17 protein-coding genes and 1 pseudogene are annotated in these 19,296 nt (G+C 64.7%); 12 read left to right on the forward strand and 6 right to left on the reverse strand.

Annotated elements, in window-relative coordinates; genetic code table 11:
- Nucleotides 1-3: 3 nt before the first annotated feature.
- The 3 genes from ACP7AS_RS06420 to ACP7AS_RS06430 all read right to left on the reverse strand — a co-directional run bounded on the left by ACP7AS_RS06420 (nucleotide 4) and on the right by ACP7AS_RS06430 (nucleotide 3,628).
- Nucleotides 4-1,047, reverse strand: coding sequence for a hypothetical protein (locus ACP7AS_RS06420; protein ID WP_426028023.1), 1,044 nt, complete (start codon nucleotides 1,045-1,047; stop codon nucleotides 4-6).
- A 46-nt stretch (nucleotides 1,048-1,093) separates the two neighbouring features.
- Entirely contained in the window at nucleotides 1,094-2,593 is a 1,500-nt protein-coding gene (locus tag ACP7AS_RS06425; protein WP_426028024.1) for a hypothetical protein, read from the reverse strand.
- Nucleotides 2,594-3,070: 477 nt separating this feature from the next.
- The gene (locus ACP7AS_RS06430; protein WP_426028025.1) at nucleotides 3,071-3,628 is read right to left on the reverse strand and encodes a recombinase family protein; all 558 of its coding nucleotides are present in this window, start codon (nucleotides 3,626-3,628) and stop codon (nucleotides 3,071-3,073) included.
- Between the two features lie 280 nt (nucleotides 3,629-3,908).
- Between ACP7AS_RS06430 and ACP7AS_RS06435 the strand changes: the two genes are divergently transcribed.
- On the forward strand, nucleotides 3,909-7,856 hold the full coding sequence (locus ACP7AS_RS06435; protein WP_426028026.1) for a CheR family methyltransferase: 3,948 nt from the start codon (nucleotides 3,909-3,911) through the stop codon (nucleotides 7,854-7,856).
- Nucleotides 7,857-7,879: 23 nt separating this feature from the next.
- Nucleotides 7,880-8,596 (forward strand): chemotaxis protein CheB, encoded by a 717-nt coding sequence (locus tag ACP7AS_RS06440; RefSeq protein ID WP_426028027.1) that lies wholly within the window; start codon nucleotides 7,880-7,882, stop codon nucleotides 8,594-8,596.
- Here ACP7AS_RS06440 and ACP7AS_RS06445 read toward each other — a convergent pair.
- On the reverse strand, nucleotides 8,593-8,853 hold the full coding sequence (locus ACP7AS_RS06445) for a hypothetical protein (protein ID WP_426028028.1): 261 nt from the start codon (nucleotides 8,851-8,853) through the stop codon (nucleotides 8,593-8,595). The genes ACP7AS_RS06440 and ACP7AS_RS06445 overlap by 4 nt on opposite strands.
- Between ACP7AS_RS06445 and ACP7AS_RS06450 the strand changes: the two genes are divergently transcribed.
- The 4 genes and pseudogenes from ACP7AS_RS06450 (at nucleotide 8,828) to ACP7AS_RS06465 (ending at nucleotide 12,444) form a co-directional block, all read left to right on the forward strand.
- The gene (locus ACP7AS_RS06450) at nucleotides 8,828-9,577 is read left to right on the forward strand and encodes a DUF72 domain-containing protein (protein WP_426028029.1); all 750 of its coding nucleotides are present in this window, start codon (nucleotides 8,828-8,830) and stop codon (nucleotides 9,575-9,577) included. The two genes, ACP7AS_RS06445 and ACP7AS_RS06450, sit on opposite strands and share 26 nt — an antisense overlap.
- Before the next feature lie 57 nt (nucleotides 9,578-9,634).
- A pseudogene (locus tag ACP7AS_RS06455) lies at nucleotides 9,635-10,692 on the forward strand (NAD(P)-dependent alcohol dehydrogenase).
- Between the two features lie 161 nt (nucleotides 10,693-10,853).
- A complete protein-coding gene (phbB, locus tag ACP7AS_RS06460; RefSeq protein ID WP_426028030.1) occupies nucleotides 10,854-11,579 on the forward strand; it encodes an acetoacetyl-CoA reductase in 726 nt (241 codons plus the stop codon).
- A 100-nt stretch (nucleotides 11,580-11,679) separates the two neighbouring features.
- Entirely contained in the window at nucleotides 11,680-12,444 is a 765-nt protein-coding gene (locus ACP7AS_RS06465) for a DUF4908 domain-containing protein (protein ID WP_426028031.1), read from the forward strand.
- A 9-nt stretch (nucleotides 12,445-12,453) separates the two neighbouring features.
- On the opposite strand, the gene gloB is transcribed toward ACP7AS_RS06465, so the two are convergent.
- Nucleotides 12,454-13,182, reverse strand: coding sequence for a hydroxyacylglutathione hydrolase (gene gloB / locus ACP7AS_RS06470; RefSeq protein WP_426028032.1), 729 nt, complete (start codon nucleotides 13,180-13,182; stop codon nucleotides 12,454-12,456).
- A gap of 45 nt (nucleotides 13,183-13,227) precedes the next feature.
- Between gloB and ACP7AS_RS06475 the strand changes: the two genes are divergently transcribed.
- The 5 genes from ACP7AS_RS06475 to ACP7AS_RS06495 all read left to right on the forward strand — a co-directional run bounded on the left by ACP7AS_RS06475 (nucleotide 13,228) and on the right by ACP7AS_RS06495 (nucleotide 17,914).
- Nucleotides 13,228-14,004, forward strand: a complete 777-nt coding sequence (locus tag ACP7AS_RS06475; RefSeq protein ID WP_426028033.1) for a class I SAM-dependent methyltransferase — start codon at nucleotides 13,228-13,230, stop codon at nucleotides 14,002-14,004.
- Nucleotides 14,005-14,014: 10 nt separating this feature from the next.
- Nucleotides 14,015-14,518, forward strand: a complete 504-nt coding sequence (locus ACP7AS_RS06480; protein ID WP_426028034.1) for a SixA phosphatase family protein — start codon at nucleotides 14,015-14,017, stop codon at nucleotides 14,516-14,518.
- Complete coding sequence (locus ACP7AS_RS06485) at nucleotides 14,515-14,871, forward strand: DUF952 domain-containing protein (RefSeq protein WP_426028035.1); 357 nt, start codon at nucleotides 14,515-14,517, stop codon at nucleotides 14,869-14,871. Before ACP7AS_RS06480 ends, ACP7AS_RS06485 begins: the two co-directional genes overlap by 4 nt.
- A complete protein-coding gene (locus ACP7AS_RS06490) occupies nucleotides 14,862-15,899 on the forward strand; it encodes a quinone-dependent dihydroorotate dehydrogenase (protein ID WP_426028036.1) in 1,038 nt (345 codons plus the stop codon). Before ACP7AS_RS06485 ends, ACP7AS_RS06490 begins: the two co-directional genes overlap by 10 nt.
- A gap of 65 nt (nucleotides 15,900-15,964) precedes the next feature.
- The gene (locus ACP7AS_RS06495; RefSeq protein ID WP_426028037.1) at nucleotides 15,965-17,914 is read left to right on the forward strand and encodes an ATP-binding protein; all 1,950 of its coding nucleotides are present in this window, start codon (nucleotides 15,965-15,967) and stop codon (nucleotides 17,912-17,914) included.
- A gap of 189 nt (nucleotides 17,915-18,103) precedes the next feature.
- Here ACP7AS_RS06495 and ACP7AS_RS06500 read toward each other — a convergent pair whose 3' ends face one another.
- Nucleotides 18,104-18,589 carry a peroxiredoxin gene (locus tag ACP7AS_RS06500; RefSeq protein ID WP_426028038.1) on the reverse strand — a complete coding sequence of 162 codons (486 nt, stop codon included), beginning with the start codon at nucleotides 18,587-18,589 and terminating at the stop codon, nucleotides 18,104-18,106.
- 117 nt (nucleotides 18,590-18,706) lie between these two features.
- Between ACP7AS_RS06500 and ACP7AS_RS06505 the strand changes: the two genes are divergently transcribed.
- Complete coding sequence (locus ACP7AS_RS06505) at nucleotides 18,707-19,276, forward strand: YqgE/AlgH family protein (RefSeq protein WP_426028039.1); 570 nt, start codon at nucleotides 18,707-18,709, stop codon at nucleotides 19,274-19,276.
- The last annotated feature ends 20 nt before the right edge of the window (nucleotides 19,277-19,296 follow it).

The following is a 19,296-nucleotide window of genomic DNA, read 5'->3' on the forward strand; positions in this document are numbered from 1 at the left end:
CACTCACCGGGCGGACTCACCGCTAGAGCTATTGAACGCGTGGCAGTGGCAAGCCACCGATCCCGCACTCAAAGCATTTCTGGAATGGCTAGGGGCCGATGGGCCCAGCAGGTCGCCCACCTGCGCGTGGCGGGCCACGAAAGTCCGGCCGGGAAGGGATAGGGTCGAGCCACGATAAGTCGGCGACAGCGGAACGCGGGCAGTCGAAGCAGTGAGTTTCCCGGGGTTCATTCCCGCGATCATCTTGCCGAACTTCACATAATGGCTGGGCGTCGCGGTATCGAACGTGACTTCCACGGTCAGTCCAGCATCCCGGAGGGCCCGCTTGATCTGGGTGAACTGAACAGCCCGAGACAGGCTGCTCGTCCCGAGGATATGAACGTGACCGTACTGGCCGCCGAGGTTCCCCTCCTGCCTCATAAGCGCGAGGAGGCGCAGCATTATGGACAGTTCACGCGAACCGCCGCCGAAGGCCCAGCCATCGAACGGATATGCCTTCACGGCATCGTACCAAGCCCGGCACTCCTTCCAGTCGCGGCCCTGCAGGACGTTCAGGAACCTTGGTCGGCCCGGCGTCCGCGCTGAACTCAGGACCGCTAGGTTCGCCAAGGTGTCGCTCAAGCAAGCCTGGAATGTGGGCCATGTCGCGGAGCCGACAGCGCGCGTAGGAATATCGACGGTCATCGCGATGTCGGAGTTCGCCTTGAGCCAGCCCATCGCCTTCAGAACGGTCGGCCTGCCCTGATACAGATCGGGTTTGCTGATGAATTGGAAGCCGCCGCTATCGCCGATGATCGTTGTCGTCGCCCTGTCGCGGGTGGCGATAATGCCGGGTGCGGGCGCTCCGATGCTACTGATGAATTGACCGTAGCTGACCAATGCGAATGGTGTGAAAACCGGCGACCCCGGTTGCAGGATGTTGAGTTCCCCGCTGGTTAAACCAGCGGGCAGAGGCCGGGAATGCGGACCAGCCGCGCCCTTGATAAAGGCGAGCTGAAGGGCGGGCGCATACTGCGCCCGATCAGGGTTCAGGATCAGATTTGTCATGATGTGCCGGCGGGACGGCGACCCGCGCCGCCGTCCCTTTGCCTTCCTAGAACGAGGTCTTGTCGAAACGCTGGAACAGGCCTGCATGGTCCCGCGATCCGTTTGCGGCGACGCTGGCGATATAGACGCCGTGCGTCGCGCCACGACCTGTCCACGACACGCAGACCACGCCTCGCTTATCACCGGAGATGCCGACCTTTCCGTCAGTAGTTCCCGCGACAGCAGCGTCCATAGCGGCCCGGAAGTCGTCTGTCGGAATCGAGAGGCGCAGTTCATCCGTTGCCTTGCCGTCGAGCCCGGCCTCGTACCGGAGCGACGAGGCCTTCCCGGCCTTGAGCAGCAGGTTGCCCTCCTTCACACGAACCTCGATGTCGGTGGCTTGGCGAGCCTGCTTGTTGTCGAGAACTTCGGACTTCAGACGCGCTAATGCTTCGCCGCCGATCGACCGGATACCGACATCATTGTATGTGTCACTCAGTCGGTAAGCGAACGGATTACAACGCCTATTGCTCCCCCAGTCGCCCGCTGGAACGAGCCCGATTTTGACGGGCTTCTCGCTGTTCGCGCGCTTAAAGGTTAGCGAACTCAGCTTCTTGTCCTGCGTGATGTCGCCGAAGGTGAAGTGCTGACGCAATTTCTCAGGAGCCACGTCCTTCTCGAATTTTGCCCGTGCCGGTGCGTGGAAGATGAAGGGGCCGGCAGGTAGCGTCGCGCCCTTAGAGAGTTTCGTGGTGATCACCATTTCCGCCGAACTCATATGGCTCAGGCTGGTGTCCAGACGGTCGCCCCGCAGCATCGTGGTCCGACCCGAGACCCGCATGGGGGTCGCCTCGGTCACAGTCTCCGTCTGTGCGTCTTCGGGAGACTGACTGGGACGGTTCGGCAACAAGGCCTTCGTCAGAAGGATATGCTCGCTGATGCCGTTCACGTTGTCGTCCAGGTCGTCGAGGTTCGGAGGCGGAAGCATCGCGCTGAGCGCGCTCATGCTGACGGAAATCTCTCTCGCGATATGACTTCCGGCCTCGTCCCAGTAGCCGACCAGCAGGAAGGGCTGGCCGGGCCTGCTGGGGCGGAAATTGGGAAGCGTCTCGACCGAACCGAGATTACGTACCTCCCTAAGAAGGTCGAGTTCCTGCTGCCGAAGCGCGGCTTCGTCCTCACCTGTGACGTCGGTGTCGACCATGCCTCCTGCTGGCACCTTGCCCTTTGCCTCATCTGACAGGGCCTGTCGAACGGCTTTCTGGAAACTGCCTTCGAACTTGGAGTCGAGATCAGAGACGGTCATGACCGCCAACTCCGTCAAGCCACCCGCCTTGTAGATGGACGCGCGGATGATACCTGCGAGGTTCTGGAGCTGGTCGTTCCGGTCGTCTTTATCTTCATCGGGAAAGCTGTGCCAGTTGGTGTCGGTCAGGCCCGCCATGAGCCAGCGGCCTTCCCAACCCATCTTGTTCTTGATCGAGCCGTTCGTTGTGCTGGCGTCGATGAGCTCCGCGCTCTCGTGGCCGCCGAGCGCCGCGTAGGTGACTGCGGCTTCGAGATACACTTCCTGCGGGTACGATCGCTAGCAAGCTGACCCGCCATGTCGGCAGACAGGCGCGTGCCGATGTTGGCCAGACGTGAGCCCGGCGTGATCGTGATAATCGACATCGTATTGTACTCCGATCAACGGGACCGGGGCAGCCAGAATGGTGCGGAAAACCGAACCCGTTGGTGGACGTGCGGGGAATCGAACCACCGCTTGCGGGGCGCAGGGCCACCGCGTTGCCGACGCGCACGGGGCGCGACGTCCATAGTCCCGAAGTCGAGACGGCCTGAAATCAAGCTGCGGTCGACGTAGTCCGGATGAAGTAACTCGTCAACGATAATCGTAACGTTCATCAGACGTTCTAAAATATGTCACATTCGAATACAGGTCACCATCAGCTTGACGCTTCGTCGCTGGTTAAACCAGCGCATCCCGTCGCCGGGCAGACAGCACGATTGTAGTAGTTGGGCGAAGCGGAGGCTTTCAGGGTCTGGGTCAGGGGGCTGTGACGGCCTCCTTCATCTCGCGATAGACGGTCATCCGGGAAACGCCCAGTCGCTTCGCGATGGCAGTGGGTCCGAGACCGTCAGCCGCCAGCACCGCGATTGCTGCGCCATCGACTGACTTCCGGCGGCCCTTGTAGGCACCGCGCGCCTTGGCGGCGACGATCCCGGCTCGTTGGCGCTCCCGCAGGAAGGACCGTTCAAGTTCCGCGACCATGCCGAGCGTGGTGATGACGATGCGTCCGAGGTCGCCGCCGGTGCTGATCTCGGGCTCAAGGACGCGCAGGCTGGCCCCCTTGGCCTCCAGTTCGGCCACGATGTTGAGGGTATCGCGCGTCGATCTGGCGAGCCGGTCCAGCCGGACGACAACCAGCTCGTCTCCGGCGCGGATGAAATCGAGGACCGCTCCCAGTTCGCCGCGTCCCTCTCGGACGGAGCCTGTCACCTTCTCTGCCCGGATAGGCGCGCATCCGTCGTGGGCGAGGCGGTCGATCTGCCCTTGGTAGTCCTGTCCCGCGCTGCTGACCCTCGCGTAGCCGATCCTCGCCATCGTCCCTCCCGTTGTAACATTCGGGTGGACTCTATTGCCGTCCGTCACAACGGGCGACCTGGAAGGCTATTGTGACACGGCAGCGGGTGTCGGGACGTAACACCGGGCCGTCACGCACGGGTGTACCCAACTTGTACGCTACCCAACGGCCTGTCCGGTCCTGAGTCCGAGGCGGCCACGGAAAAGTCCTCTTCCGGCGGATCGGACTGACGGCTTATTGACCAGCGATTAGACCCCATCCGAACAATGTCATTGCGCTAGCCAAAATGGTGGCCGACTGATGGGCATGGCCAATCCACGAGCAACTGGACGGCGTAAAGCCGCGACGGCGGAGCCTTCAGCGGCAAAAGCTGCGCTCGGTGATGGCCCGATCGACGGCGGAACAGAGCATTCTGAACACCTGATCGTGGGCATCGGCGCCTCGGCAGGCGGGCTTGACGCGTTCCGAGCCTTTTTCTCGCTGATGCCGGTCGACAGCGGCATGGCCTTCGTCCTGGTTCAACACCTGGACCCGGACTACAAGAGCGCCTTGGCCGAAATCATTGGTGAGTGCACCGCGATGCCCGTGGTGCAGGCCTCGGACGGAACGGTCGCCGCGCCGAACACCATTGCAGTCATTCCCGAGAACGCCATCCTGAAAATCGAGGGCGGCGTCTTGCGGGTCGCTCTTCCCGAGAGCCCGACGGCGCGGCGGTCGTCCATCGACACCTTTCTCGTCTCACTTGCTGAAGATCAGGGTGAAAACGCTGTCGGGATCATCCTGTCGGGCTTCGGGAGCGACGGGACGGCCGGAATCGAGGCAATCAAGGAGGGGGGAGGCCTGACCCTCAGCGAAGCAGCGTTCGACCACCGCGCGAAGTTCGGGATGCCACAGAGCGCCACCGCCGGCGGCTTCGTCGACTACGTCCTTCGGCCCGAGGAGATGCCAGCACGCCTGTTGGAGCATCGAAATTTCAGGTCTCGAGGGGGCACTCATGACCTCGACGAACCCATGGGTCCCTCCGGCCGCGCCAACCACCTGACGACAATCTGCGCGGTGCTCAACAGTCGGCTGGGTCGAGATTTTGGGCAATACAAGTCCAGCACGCTGATGCGCCGGGTTCGTCGGCGAATGCAGGTGCTGCACATCGACGACCCTCTGGAATACATCGTCCAGCTGCGTAGTCTGCCGAATGAACCTGAGCTGCTGTTTCGAGAAATCCTGATTGGCGTAACCCGCTTTTTCCGTGACCCAACCATGTTCGAGACTTTGGCCACGACCGTCTTGCCGGAGATAATCGCCAACGGCAGTGTTAAGGAGCCGATCCGCGTGTGGGTCGCCGGCTGCGCGACGGGTGAGGAGGCCTATTCCCTGGCTATCCTGTTCTCGGAGGCGTTGGCCCGCGAGGAATCACCGCGAAAGGTCACGATCTTCGCCACCGACGTCGATGACCGGGCGGTCACGGTTGCCCGGGCAGGCCTCTACAGCGATACAATCGAAGCAGATACGACGGTCATTCGGCTGGAGCAGAATTTCCTTAGAGAAGGTCAGCGGTATCGCGTCGCTAAACACATACGCGAGATGTGTGTTTTCTCAACGCAAGACCTAGTCAAGGATCCGCCGTTCTCGAAGATCGACATGGTCACCTGTCGAAATTTGCTGATCTATTTCGAGCCATCATTACAACAACGCGTCATCGCAACCTTCCACTATGGACTCAAGGCTAATGGCTTCCTTTGGCTCGGTCCTTCAGAGACGATCGCCGCGAGCGGGCGTCTGTTCAAGGTGGTCGACAAGCGGACCAAGGTGTTCAGGCGGCTCGACGTTGCCCCTCAAATCCCGCGCGTTCAACAAAGTGGCCGAATGAACCCGGCATCCCCGCCTCAGCAAAGCGCCGAGGCCGAGACCATCGACGAGCAGGCGACGCGGATGATAGCGCAATACGCTCCCGCCTATCTCGTCTTCGATAGTCAGCACGAGATTCAGCGGTTCTCTGGACCCGTCGAAAAGTTCATGCAGCCAGTGAGCGGCGGTGCCAGTCTGAACCTCTTCCGGATGCTGCACACCCAATTGCGGTCGCCCGTCCGCAGCCTTGTTCGAAAAGCGCTTGAGCACCAACGGCCAGCCAAGGAGGCCGTCACTTTTCAAGTCGCCGGCCGTGGGCAAACGATCAACCTCATCGCCGAACCGATGGCGGAGCCGATCGACGGGCGGCGCTGCGTATTGCTGGCGTTCCAGGAGTTGTCCACGCTCGCTGCACAGGTTGCAAAGCCGGACGATGCCACTCCGTCTTCCGATCTCCAACATAGTGAACTCGTCGCCGCGCGGGAAAAGCTGCAGACCATCACCGAGGAATTGGAGACGGCGAATGAGGAACTACAGAGTTCCAATGAGGAATTTCAATCCGTAAATGAAGAATTACATTCGACAGTAGAAGAGTTGGAGACTTCGAAGGAGGAGTTGTCGTCCATCAATGAGGAACTACAAACAGTCAATACTGAATTGAATAACAGAGCGGACAGCCTTGTGCGTTCCAATAGCGATCTTGCCAATCTTTTCGACAGCACATCGATCGCGACACTCTTTCTGGACAACGGATCACATATCCGGCGATTTACTCCGGCAATCACTGAGATTTTCAACGTGCGTGAAGGCGACGAAGGTCGCCTCATCAGCGATTTTTCCTCCCGCTTGGCCGGCTCCACCCTTACCCAAGATATTGTCACGGTGCTGCGGGATTTGGGCTCGATCGAACGAGAAGCGGAGTCCGAGGATGGTTCCGCGACCTATTTGGTTCGCGTGAAGCCGTATCGCGACCTGAACAATGTCATTGATGGCGTTGTCATCACACTCATCGATATTTCGGACCGCAAGAAGCTGGAGCGGGACAGGGCCCACCTTGCCGCCATTGTTGCTTCTTCCGAGGACGCGATCGTCAGTCACGATCTCGACGGCGTGATCACCAGCTGGAATGATGGTGCAGAAAAAATCTACGGCTACGCGGCGAGGGAGATGATCGGGCAGCCGATGTCGACACTGCTCGACGATGTGCAAATTGACGAATGGCCGGCCAATCTGGCCCGCCTGCGGCGGGGTGAGGCGATCACCAACATCGACATCAGCCGGGTGACCAAAGGCGACCGGATCATTCACGTGTCACTAAATGTCTCACCCATCCGCGACTCGCGAGGGGTCATCATTGGAGCCTCGGCCGTGGCCCGTGACATCGCCGCGCGCAAGCGAGGCGAATATGTGCTGAGGGAAAGCGAGAGCCGACTTCAACTCGCCTGTGAAGTAGCTGATTTAGGCGCTTGGGACGCCGACCTGACGTCGGGCACGTCCGTTTGGACACCCCGGATGTTCGATCTTCTCGGACTTGATCACGATTGCGCGGCATCGCCCGCGCTGTTTTTCGATCATGTCCATCCAGACGACGTCACCCGGGTTGTGGAGCAGTTTAATGCCAGCGTCGCGGGCCGGACCCAATACAACCAGGAATTTCGTATTCGAAGACCCGATGGTGAGATACGGCATCTCGTCGGCGTGGGTCGGGTGACCGAGGAGACCAAGGGAGAGCCGACACGAATGGTCGGGGTCAACTTTGACATTACGGAGCGCAAGGAACAGGAAGCAAAAATCGCGCTGCTAATGGGGGAGGTCAATCACCGCTCAATGAACCTGCTTACCGTTGTCCGGGCGATCGCCGCGCGTACCGTACACTCGGGGCCGGCTGAATTTATGAAGAGTTTCGATGAGCGTCTCCAGGGACTCGCAGCGAGCCAGAACGTACTGGTCACGAACTCGTGGAGAGCCGTGCCGATCGGCGACCTGGTCCGCTCTCAGCTTTCCCAATTCGGCAGCGAGCTCGACAGTCGCGTCATGATCGATGGCCCGTCGATCGAGGTCACCGCATCTGCGGCGCAAGCGCTCGGCATGGCCCTGCACGAGCTTGCTACCAACGCTAGCAAATACGGCGCTTTGTCCAACGCGACAGGCCAGGTGAGCGTTATCTGGGGCCAACATTCCGATGCTGGGGGAGTTTCTAGATTCACGATGTCTTGGGTCGAGAGGGACGGTCCGCCGGTCATGAAGCCCTCGCGTCACGGCTTTGGTTCGACCCTGATCAGTTTGATGACGAACAGGAGCCTCGGCTGCGAAGCCGAGATTGACTTCGCGCCGACAGGTTTGGTGTGGCGCATCGACTGCCCGGCGCAAAAAGTTATCGAAAACTGGCCCGCAGCCCGCTAAACCTGTTAGCTGCCTGAGTGCGAGTGGCCCGCAATCGTCTCCCCATTGTCGATGGTGCGCCGGTGAACGCGCTTTGGTCGCAAAGTGCGCTGGCTTGGACTTTGGGCTCTCTGCCAGTTGCACAGTTAGGCCAGGATATGACGAGCAACTTCCCGATCGTCTGTGTCGGCGGCTCCGCTGGCGGTCTCGACGCCTACACACGGCTACTTCAAAATCTGCCGGGTGACCTCGGCGTGGCAATCGTCATCGTCAATCACATCCGAACCGTTGCTACGAGGCTTCACCAAATTCTTCCGGGCTTCACGCCCATGCCCGTGGAGTTGATTTCAGACCGGCTGGTCGTCCGCCCGAACTGCGTGTTCATCATCCCGGAAAACCGTGATCTGCACGTCCTTAACGGTGAGTTCAGACTTGAGCCGATCTCGAAACCGAGGGGTTGGCCCGACGTCATCACCGTCTTTCTGCGCTCACTGACAGACAACTGGTCCGGCCAGCTTGTCGCCGTTATCGTCTCTGGCTTCGACGGCGACGGCGCGGCGGCCTTGTGCGGCATTCGAGAGGTGGGCGGCATAACGATTGCCCAGCAGGTCGATACTGCGGTCCAGCCTGACATGCCACAGAGCGCAATCGACAGCGGCTGCATCGATTTCATCCTTACGCCTGAGGAAATCGCGCAGGAAATCCGGCGGATCGCGGACAGGGAACCGGCCACCAGCCGATACCTCGCACGGCCTGACTAACCCGCATCCCGTCCTGTGGCTTCGCGCAACACCGCAATATAGCCTGGCGCGACTACCATCCGATCTAACATGCCATTTTCTGAAAGCTTTTCGTGCAGGGCAGGTAGTTTGTAGCTGTTGACCCACATGAAGAGGTGGTGTTCGGCGTGCAGTCGCTGTGAAGTCCATGACAAAGGCTTCAAAGCGGACTTAGCCTTGCGCGGATCACACTGCGCTTTCAAGAGATCGCCGATGGTCGGAAAAATCTTCATCGGCACGGGAGGGTGGACGTTCGAGCCGTGGCGAGGGGTCCACTACCCTCCCGGACTTGCCCAAAAATCCGAGCTGAAATTTATGTCGGAAACTACAACGTCGCTGGAGATCAACGGCACCTACTATTCGGGCTTCAAGCCCGAGACCTGGATGAAATGGCGCGACGAGACGCCCGACGGCTTCGTCTTCGCGGTCAAGGCCAGCCGGTTCTGCACCAACCGGAAGATCCTGGCCGAGGGCGGCGAGAGCGTCGGTCGCTTCCTCGACCAAGGGCTGACGGCGCTGGGCGACAAGCTGGGACCGATCAACTGGCAGTTCATGGCGACCAAGAAGTTCGACCCGGTCGATTTCGAGGGCTTCCTCAAGCTGTTGCCGCAAGAGAAGGACGGGGTGCGCCTGCGCCACGCCCTGGAGGTGCGGAACCCGACGTTCGACACGCCGCAATTCCATGATCTGGCGGCGAAATACGGCGCGGCCATCATCTATGCCGTGGATGACGAGGCACCGGAGTGGCCCCGGATCGACCAGCCGACCGCCGACTTTAGCTACGCCCGGCTGATGTCCAGCCGGGAGGACGAGCCCGCCGGCATGACCTCGAAAGAGCTGGAGGCGATCGTCGACCAGACCCGGGGCAGGGCTGAGCGCGGCGACGTCTTCGCCTATTTCATCGCCGGAGCGAAGGTGCGGAACCCTGCGGCGGCACAGGCGCTGATCAAAAAACTGGGCTGAGGCGTTGCATCCGCCCCTCGGCTCCCACACTTGAACGAGGCCTTTTCAGGAGCCCCCATGCCCATCGCCACCCGCGCCTTCGCCGCCACCTCCAGCACAGCACCGCTGTCGCCCTACGCCTTCGACCGGCGCGATCCGGGCCCGGACGATGTGGCCATCGAGATCAAATTCGCGGGCGTCTGCCACTCGGACCTTCACATCGTGAAGAACGACCTGGCAATACGACCTATCCGATCGTGCCGGGCCACGAGATCGCCGGCGTGGTCACGGCCGTCGGTGCCAATGTCGCCCGCTTCAAGGTGGGCGACCGGGTCGGCGTCGGCTGCATGGTCGACAGCTGCCGCCAGTGCAAACCCTGCCTCGAGGGCGAGGAGCAGTACTGCGTCCCCGGCATGACCCAGACCTATGGCTCGCCGGATCCCAAGGGGGCCGCCGTCGGCCAGAAGATCACCCAGGGCGGCTATGCCACCGCCATCGTGGTCGACCAGAACTATGTCGTGACCATCCCCGACAGCATTCCGCTGGACGCCGCCGCGCCCCTGCTGTGCGCCGGCATCACCACCTATTCGCCGCTGCGCCACTGGAAGATCGGGCCCGGCTCGAAGGTCGCCGTCGTCGGCCTGGGCGGGCTCGGGCATATGGCCGTCAAACAGGCCGCGGCCATGGGGGCCGAGGTCACCGTCCTGTCGACCTCGGACCGCAAGAAGGCCGACGCCGAGCGGATGGGGGCGAAGCATTTCCTCATCAATTCCGACAAGGCGGCGATGCAGGCGGCGGGCGAGAGCTTCGACCTGATCATCAACACCGTCTCGGCCACGCACGAGATCGCCAGCCACGTGAACCTGCTGGCCAAGGACGGCACCATGGTCATGCTGGGCCTGACCACCGAGGGCCTGCCGGTCTATGCCATGGGCCTTTTGTGGCGGCGCCGGTCGGTGGCCGGATCGCTGATCGGCGGCATCCGCGAGACCCAGGAAATGCTCGACTTCTGCGCGGAGCACGGCCTGGCCTGCGACATCGAGGTGATCGCCCCCGACCAGATCAACGAGGCCTACGCCCGGCTTGAGAAGTCTGACGTGCGCTACCGCTTCGTGCTGGATATGGCGCGGATCTGAAGGGGTGATTGGTGGCTGGTGGCTGGTGGCGGGATAGCCGCGTCGCCCAGCCACCAATCACCAGTCACCCGCCTGCCCTTCCCGCGCCACAAGCATCCGGCTACACCGGTTCCTGAACAGGCTGCGCGTCAGACGCGGCCGTCAGGGACAAGGAAACGTACATGGCTCGAGTGGCATTGGTCACGGGTGGCACCCGCGGCATCGGCAAGGCGATCGCACAACGGCTGAAGGAGGACGGCATGGCCGTCGCCTGCGGCTATTCCGGCAATGCGGAGGCCGCCGAGGCGACGGCCCGCGAACTGGGCGTCATGGTCGTCAAGGGCAATGTCGGCTCCTATGAAGACTGCGCCCGCGCCGTGGCCGACGTGGAGGCGAACCTCGGCCCCATCGACATCCTGATCAACAACGCCGGCATCACACGCGACGGCTTCTTCCACAAGATGACCTCGGACCAGTGGTCCGACGTCATCCGCGTGAACATGGACAGCGTCTTCAACATGACGCGTCAGGTGATCAACGGCATGCGCGACCGGGGCTTCGGCCGCATCGTCAACATCAGCTCGATCAACGGCCAGAAGGGCCAGATCGGCCAGACCAACTATTCCGCCGCCAAGGCCGGCATGATCGGTTTCACCAAGGCCCTGGCGCTGGAGAACGCCCGCAAGGGGGTGACGGTGAACTGCATCGCGCCCGGCTATATCGATACCGAGATGGTCGGAGCCATGGACGAAAAGGTCCTGGCCGGGATCATCGCCCAGATTCCGGTAGGAAGACTCGGAAAAGGCGAGGAAATCGCCGACATGGTGTCATGGCTGTCGGGCGAACGTGCCGGATATGTCACAGGGTGCACCCTGTCCCTCAACGGCGGTCAGTATCTGGTCGGCTGATCCGGACCTGCCCAAAATCCGCCGCGGGACGGTTTCACCACTGGCCGCCATGGAGTTGACGGCAGGGTCCAGAACGGCGCGAACGCCGCCTCCGGCCGCGATGGCGATTGCCCTCGCGGCGGCGGCGCTGTTGCTGAGTGCGCTTGATTCCGAGGCCCAGGCGCAAAACTGGGGCAACGCCCAGGCCGAGCAGAGCCAGTCGCTGCGAAACGGCGGCGGCGGCTCGCGGTCCCTGCCCCCCACCGGCCGCTATGTCGCGGAATCGGGCGAGGCCTTCATCCTCGACCGGTCCGGCCAACGGCCCCTGCTGCGCTTTGACCGACGCGACGAGACCTGGGTGCTGCGCCCCAGCGCCGCCCCGCGCGGCGACGTCATCTATCGCAACGATGCCGGCGACCAGCTGCTGCGGGTCACCCCCGGCGGCGGCATGACCGTCTACACGCCGGGCGCTCCCGGCGGATCGCCCGCCTCCCTTTCCGGCCCCGGCCAGAGCCTGACCCCCCCTACCCTCGGCCCGGCGCAGATGTTCCAGCTGATGACCCGGCGCAGCGCCATGCTCAGCCAGTCGCTCGGGCGGCTGATCGAGATCAATGTCGACACCGACGCCGCCGCCGAAAGCCTGACCGTCGAGGCCCTGATTCTGTCGACGGACGCGGCCCTCCGCATCGCCCGCTCGCCGACCGCCCGGGCGTCGCTGGAACGGCTGCGCAGCATCACCATCGTCGACGGACCGCGCGCCTCGGTGACCTATGCCCGGGGCGATCTGCGGATCGTGGTTTCGCCCGTCCAGGGCGTGGCGGGCCGGCCATCCTCGGCGCGCGTGGTCGAGGCCTTCCTCACACCGGCCCCGTCTGTCCGTCGTTAGGGTCGGTCGTCAGCCCCTGAAGACGTCCTTCGCAGACCGGCGCGCCGCGAAGTCCGCGACGTCGATGGCGCGCAGGAACGGATTGAACGCCTTTTCCGCGCCGATCGTGGTCGGCACGGTCGCCTCGCCCCGCTCACGCATCGCGAATATCTCTTCGGCCCGCGCCGCCATTTCAGGCCGGTCATCGAGGCTGAGCGCGAAGCGGGCGTTGGCCGCCGTATATTCATGGGCGCACCAGATCACCGTCTCGTCCGGCCAGGCTGCCAGCCTCTGAAGGCTGGCGTACATCTGGTCCGGCGTGCCCTCAAACAGCCGCCCGCAGCCCAGGTTGAACAGCACGTCGCCCACGAAGGCATGACCCTCGGCAGCCGAGCGGTAGACGATATGGCCCAGGGTATGGCCCGGCGTGTCGGTCACCTCCAGCACGGTTTCGCCCAGCATGACCGTGTCGCCGCCGGCCACGATCCGGTCGATCGGCGCGGCCCTGCGCACCTCTTCCGGGCCGATGATCTCGCAGCCGGTTTCGGCCTTGAGCCGCGCATTGCCCTGGGTGTGATCGGGATGCCAGTGGGTGTTCAAGATCAGGTCCAGCCGGCCCCAGCCCGAGCGCTCCAGATCGACCAGAATGGCGTCGGCGTCCGGCGTGTCGATGGTCGCCACCACGCCTGAGCCGGCGTCCCGCACCAACAGGCCATAGTTGTCGTTCAGGCAGGGGAAGAGGCGCACGTCGAGGGTCATGCGCACATCCTAGCAGCCCGCTCCGACCCGGCCTATGCTGGCGGCATGCGGCGCAGTATCGAGGACCTTCGCATCTTCTACGGCGAGCCGGCCGGGGCCCTCGCGCGCCGTCTGCTGGCGCGCCGGCTGGACGATGCCTGGGGCGAGGCCACCAACTGCGATGTCCTGGGCCTCGGCTATGCGACGCCCTGGCTGGACGCCTTCGTCGGCGCGCGGCGCGTGGTCGCGGCCATGCCGGGCGGTCAGGGCGTCGAGCTGTGGCCGTCGGTCGGCAAGAACCGCACCCTGCTGGTCGAGGATCGCCGCCTGCCCTTCGCCGCCGGCGCGTTCGACCGCATCCTTCTGGTCCACGCCCTCGAGGAGGCCGACGACGCCCGGGCCCTGATGGCCGAGGCCGTCCGCGCCCTGTCGCCGGCCGGTCGCATCATTCTGGTCGCGGCGGCCAGGGGCGGACTCTGGGCCCGCGCCGAGGCGACGCCGTTCGGCCACGGCCGTCCCTTCACGCGCGGCCAGCTCGAGCGGCTGGTTCGCGAAGCGGGCCTGGAACCGACGGCCTGGTCGCAGACCCTCTATGTTCCGCCCTGGGGGCCGCTGTTGCCGCTGGCCGACGGCTTTGAACAGATCGGCAAACGGGTCATGCCGGGCGCGGCCGGGGTCATCCTGCTGGAGGCAACGCGTCAGGCCTATGCCCGCATCCGCCCCGGCGGGGCGGTGGCGACGGTGCCGGTCCTGACCCCCGCCCTCCAGCCGCAGCCCGCGACGCGCTCGCCACGCCAGAATCCGGCAGGCGGCGATCTGGCGGGAATGCGCGAACGCCCTTAAAGCCGGGATCATGAAGCGACTGATCCTGATGCGCCACGCCAAGGCGGAAAAGACGTCCGCCTCGGGACGCGACCGTGACCGGCCGCTGGCCGATCGGGGACGCACCGACGCCGCCGCCATGGGGCGCGCCCTGGCGAGCCGCGGGATGCGGCCCGACCTTGCCCTCATCTCGCCCTCGGCCCGGACGCGCCAGACCTGGGACCTGCTTCATGACGCCTTCGGCGATGTTCAGGTGCGCGAGGACGAGCCCCTCTACAACGGCGGGTCCGACACCCTGCGCCACTACGTCGAAAGCGCCGAGGACGAGGCGGGTTGCCTCATGGTCGTGGCCCACAATCCGGGCATCCACCTTCTGGCCGTGGACTATCTGGTCGAAAGCGCGGCCTCGCCGTCGGTGCTGGAGCGGATGAGCGGCGGCTTTCCGCCCGGTGCCGCCGCCATCTTCACCGTGGACGTAGCCGGGCGCTGTACCTTCGAGGGCTTCCTGCAGCCGCGCGATCTGGCCGGCGAATGAGCGACGTCGCCTGGAAGCTGGTCGATCAGGCGGAATGGACGGCCGCCCGCGCCGCGGGAGTCTATGCCGGCTCTGCCGTCGATCTGGCCGACGGCTACATCCACATGTCGGGTGCTGATCAACTGGCCGAGACCGCGCGCCGGCACTATGCCGGCCGCAACGCCCTCGTTCTGGTGACCGTGGATCTCGCGGGCCTCGGCGATGATCTGAAGTGGGAGGCGTCGCGCGGCGGGGCCCTGTTTCCTCATCTGTATGCGCCCCTGCCCGTCGCCGCGGCGACCGGGGAGCGGGCCCTGTCGGTCGACGCCGACGGTCTCATGCGCTTTGACGACGGAGCCACGGGATGGCCGTGACCGATCTCGGGGCCGCCCTGATCCGGACGCTCGATCCCGAGGTCGCGCATGGGCTGGCGATCCGGGCCCTCCAGATGGTGCCCCTGCCGCCCGCCCCCTCTGACGACCCGGTCCTGAAAACGACCATCGCGGGTCTCGACCTGCCCAATCCGGTCGGCCTGGCTGCCGGGCTGGACAAGAACGGTGAAGCCCTGCGCGGTCTGTCGCGCCTGGGCTTCGGCTTCCTGGAGTGCGGCTCGGTCACCCCCCTGCCCCAGCCGGGCAATCCGAAGCCGCGCCTGTTCCGCCTCTCCGAGGACCGCGCGATCATCAACCGGATGGGGTTCAACAACCTGGGCCTCGAGGCCTTCGCCGACCGTCTGGCGAACCGGCCGCCTGCGGTCGTGGTGGGCGCGAATCTGGGGGCCAACAAGGACACCGGGGACAAGGCAGCGGACTATGTCACCGGCCTGACGCGCCTGAGAGGCCTCAGCGACTATGTCACCGTCAATGTCTCCTCGCCCAATACGCCGGGCCTTCGCGCCCTGCAGGGGCGGGCGGCGCTGGACGACCTGCTGGACCGGCTGACCGAGGCCCGCGCCGGCGATCCGACCCCCGTCTTTCTGAAGGTCGCGCCCGATCTGACGGCCGATGAAATGGCCCTGATCGTCGAGGCCAGCCTGGATCATCGTATCGACGCCCTGATCGTCTCCAACACCACACTGGATCGACCCGACAGCCTGCGCTCAAGACATCGCGACGAGGCCGGTGGCCTGTCCGGTGCCCCCCTGACGGCCCGGGCGGCAGCGGCCTTGCGTGCGGCCGCCGAAGCCTCGTCCGGACGTCTGCCGCTGATCGCCGTCGGCGGAATCGGGTCCGGGGCCGAAGCCTATGCCCGCATCCGGGCGGGCGCCTGTGCCGTCCAGCTCTATTCGGCCCTGATCTACGAAGGCCCCGGACTCATCGGCCGCATCAAGCGGGACTTGGCGGGACGGCTCCGTGCGGACGGCTTTTCCACAGTGCTTGAAGCCGCATCCAGCGCCCGTTGACGGAGCGTTAGGGCAACGTCGGCATAGTGTCCCCAAGGGCGAAAACGCCTTGTTCGGGGAACTGCATGGCGATCCCAACGGCCGAAACGCAAGCTCGAACCTCTGCGACGGCGGGGGACTGGGCCAGTGCGATTCGCCAGCGGCGCAAGGCGCTGCTGCAGCGGCTGGGCATGGGCGCGGCCAGCGCGCTGATCTTCAGCCCCATGCTCGGCTGGCCGCTCAGCGTCGGCTGGGTCATCGGCTATTTCATCGTTCAGGGACTGGACGTCTGGGTCTTCTCGCCGGTCAACAGCGGGCGAACGGACCAGCTGAAGGGCATGCGCAAGGTCGCCGGCTGGCTGATGCTGCTGCTCAACGCCGCCTATTTTGGCAGCCTGTCGGTCCCGATGTGGCTGCTGGGCGGACCGATGGGCGGAATCTGCGCCGCCATGCTGTTGTCAGCCGGTGCCATCTATTCCGTGATCAACGCCCCGCGATCACGCGCCGTCATGCTGATGACCGCCTCGGTCCAGTTTCTCTATCTGGCGTCCACGCCGGTCTTCATGGCCATCTACGGCGCGTCGACCGGCTTCGTCACCGCGGCCGCCATCGCCGTGGGCGTGTTCGTCACCTACTGCCTGTCGACCTGGCAGCGCATGAACATCGCCCGGCTGGCCGAAAGTGCCGCGCGCGTGGAAGCTGATCAGAAGCGGATGGACGCCGAGCGGATCATGGAGGGCCGCAGCGCCTTCCTCGCTGCCATCGGGCATGATCTTCGCACCCCGATCAGCGCCATCCTGGCCGGTGCCAGCGAACTCGAGCGCGGCGCGATGGACGCCTCTGCGCGGTCCCAGGCGCAGCTGATCACCGACGCCGGCTTCATGATGAAGGCGCTGCTGGACGATCTTCTGGACCACGCCAAGCTCGACGCCGGCCACATGACCGTCGACCATATCGATTTCAATCTGCGCGAACTTCTCAGCCAGACGGTCCGCCTGTGGCGCGGCCCGGCCCGCGCCAAGGGCCTCAAGATCCGCGTCGAGGGTGCCGCCTCGATCCCGCAGGCCGTGCGCGGCGATCCGATGCGTCTGCGCCAGGTCCTGAACAACCTCATCTCCAATGCGATGAAGTTCACCGACACCGGCTCGATCACCCTGCGCCTGAACGCCTGGGCGGACGAACCCGCGGGCCACGCAGTTCTGATCGAGGTCGCCGACACCGGTCCGGGCATGACCGCCGACCAGCTCGCGCGGCTGTTCACGCCCTTCGACCAGACCATTGCCGGGGTCAGTGCCGTCCACGGCGGCACCGGCCTGGGTCTGGCCATCAGCCAACAGCTGGTTCAGCTGATGGACGGGCGTCTGACGGCGCGCAGCGAGCCCGGTGCCGGGGCCCGCTTCACCCTGTCGCTGAACCTTCTGCCGGGTGAGGTCGTTGCCATAGCCACGCCGGCCCTGGACCAGCAGAGCCGCGACGCGGTCGCCCTCGCCCTGTCCGGTCGCCGCTCGGCCGCTGCCGAGCAGATCGCCGCCCCCCAGCCCCTGTTTGAGGCACCGCCCGCCCCGGCCCCCCTGATGGTCGAGGCCACCTCCGAGCCGGACCAGGAAGACGACGACGAGGGCCGGCCCATGCGGGTGCTGGTGGTCGACGATCACGACATCAACCGCCGCGCTATCCAGCTGATCCTCCAGCCGCTCGGCTGCGATATCGCCACGGCGGCCGACGGCATGGCCGCGCTCAGGATCTGCGAGCACACGGCCTTCGACCTGATCTTCATGGATGTGCGGATGCCCGAGCTGGACGGTCGCGAGACCACCCGCCGCATCCGCGCCGGCGACGGGCCCAACGCCGGCGTACCGATCATTGCCGTCACCGCCGATACCGCCGCCGAGGACATCGCAGCCTGCACGGCGGCGGGCATGACCTATTTCGTGCCCAAGCCGATCACCCCGCCAATGCTGCTGGGGGCCATCACCCATGTGATGACCCTGTCCCAGCCCGACGAGGCCGCCCGGGCGGACACCGTCGCCGCCTGACGGCGCTGTATCAGGGCAGGCTCCTTACCCATCACCGTGCATCCCGACGACCCGAAGGGCGGCGCGCAGCAGCCAATCCGGGATCCAGATGGCTGAAGCCGAAGGCGGACCAGAAGGACTGATCGGTCAATCCCATCGACCGCGTTCGTGATCTGGACCCCGACAGTCGCCGGGGTGCTCGGAGAGAGGTTAAAGCTGCGCCAGCAGATGCTCGGCCGACGAGACGCGGAATTCACCGCCCTGTTCGATGTTCAGCTGCTCGACGACGCCGTCCTTGACCAGCATGGAGTAGCGCTGCGAGCGCTCGCCCATGCCGAAGCCCTTGGCATCCATGGACAGGCCCAGCTGGCGGGTGAAGTCGCCATTGCCGTCGCCCAGCATGACGATGTCGTTCTTGCCGATGCCTTGGCTGTCGGCCCAGGCCCCCATGACGAAGGCGTCATTGACCGAGACGCAGGCGATGGTGTCGACGCCCTTGGCGACCATCTCCTCGCGATGATCCTTGAAGCCCGGCAGGTGGCGCGCCGAACAGGTCGGGGTGAAGGCCCCCGGGACGGCGAACAGGGCCACGGTCTTGCCGGCGAAGATGTCGTCGGTGGTGACCGGCTTGGGGCCGTCGTCGGTGGCGCGGGTCAGGTTGGACGAGGGAATGCGGTCGCCGATCTGGACGGTCATGGGCAGGCTCCGGAGGGGGGATGAGGAGGAAGGCAGACGACCAGATAGGCCTTGCCGTCGCTCTCGCCAACCGCTGTCCGCCTTGCGGACGCCGCTGTCCGTGCCAATGATAGGGTCATGGACGATTTCCAATCCCTCGCCGGGCGGCTTCTGGTGGCCATGCCGGGCATCAGCGACCCCCGGTTCGAGCACGCGGTCATCCTGATCTGCGCCCACCGCCCGGATCACGCCATGGGTCTGAGGCTGGACCGGCCCGCCCCCGGCGTGAACCTGAAGAAGGTGCTGACCAAACTCTCCACCCCCGTGCCCGACGACGCCGACAGCCGGGCGGTGCTGATCGGCGGGCCGGTCGAGCGCGAGCGCGGCTTCGTGCTGCACACCGACGACTGGCTGATCGACGACGCCTCGCTGGCCTTCGGCGCGGGCTTCGCCATGACAGGAACGCGCGAGGCCTTGCTGGCCATGGTCGATCCGGCGACCGGTCCGCACCGGTCCGTGTTGCTGCTCGGCTATGCCGGCTGGGGCGACGGTCAGCTCGAGGATGAGCTGGGCGAGAACGTCTGGCTGGTCGCCGACGCCGATCCCGAGCTGATCTTCGATGCGGACCACGCAAGCAAATGGGTCCGGGTGCTGGCCGGTCTGGGCATCGATCCGGCGCGGTTGTCCGGCCAGATCGGCCGGGCCTAGACCATTTTTGTTTCAGGTCG

It is taken from the genome of Brevundimonas sp. TWP2-3-4b2 (assembly GCF_049897345.1).
In the GTDB taxonomy this organism is placed as follows: domain Bacteria; phylum Pseudomonadota; class Alphaproteobacteria; order Caulobacterales; family Caulobacteraceae; genus Brevundimonas.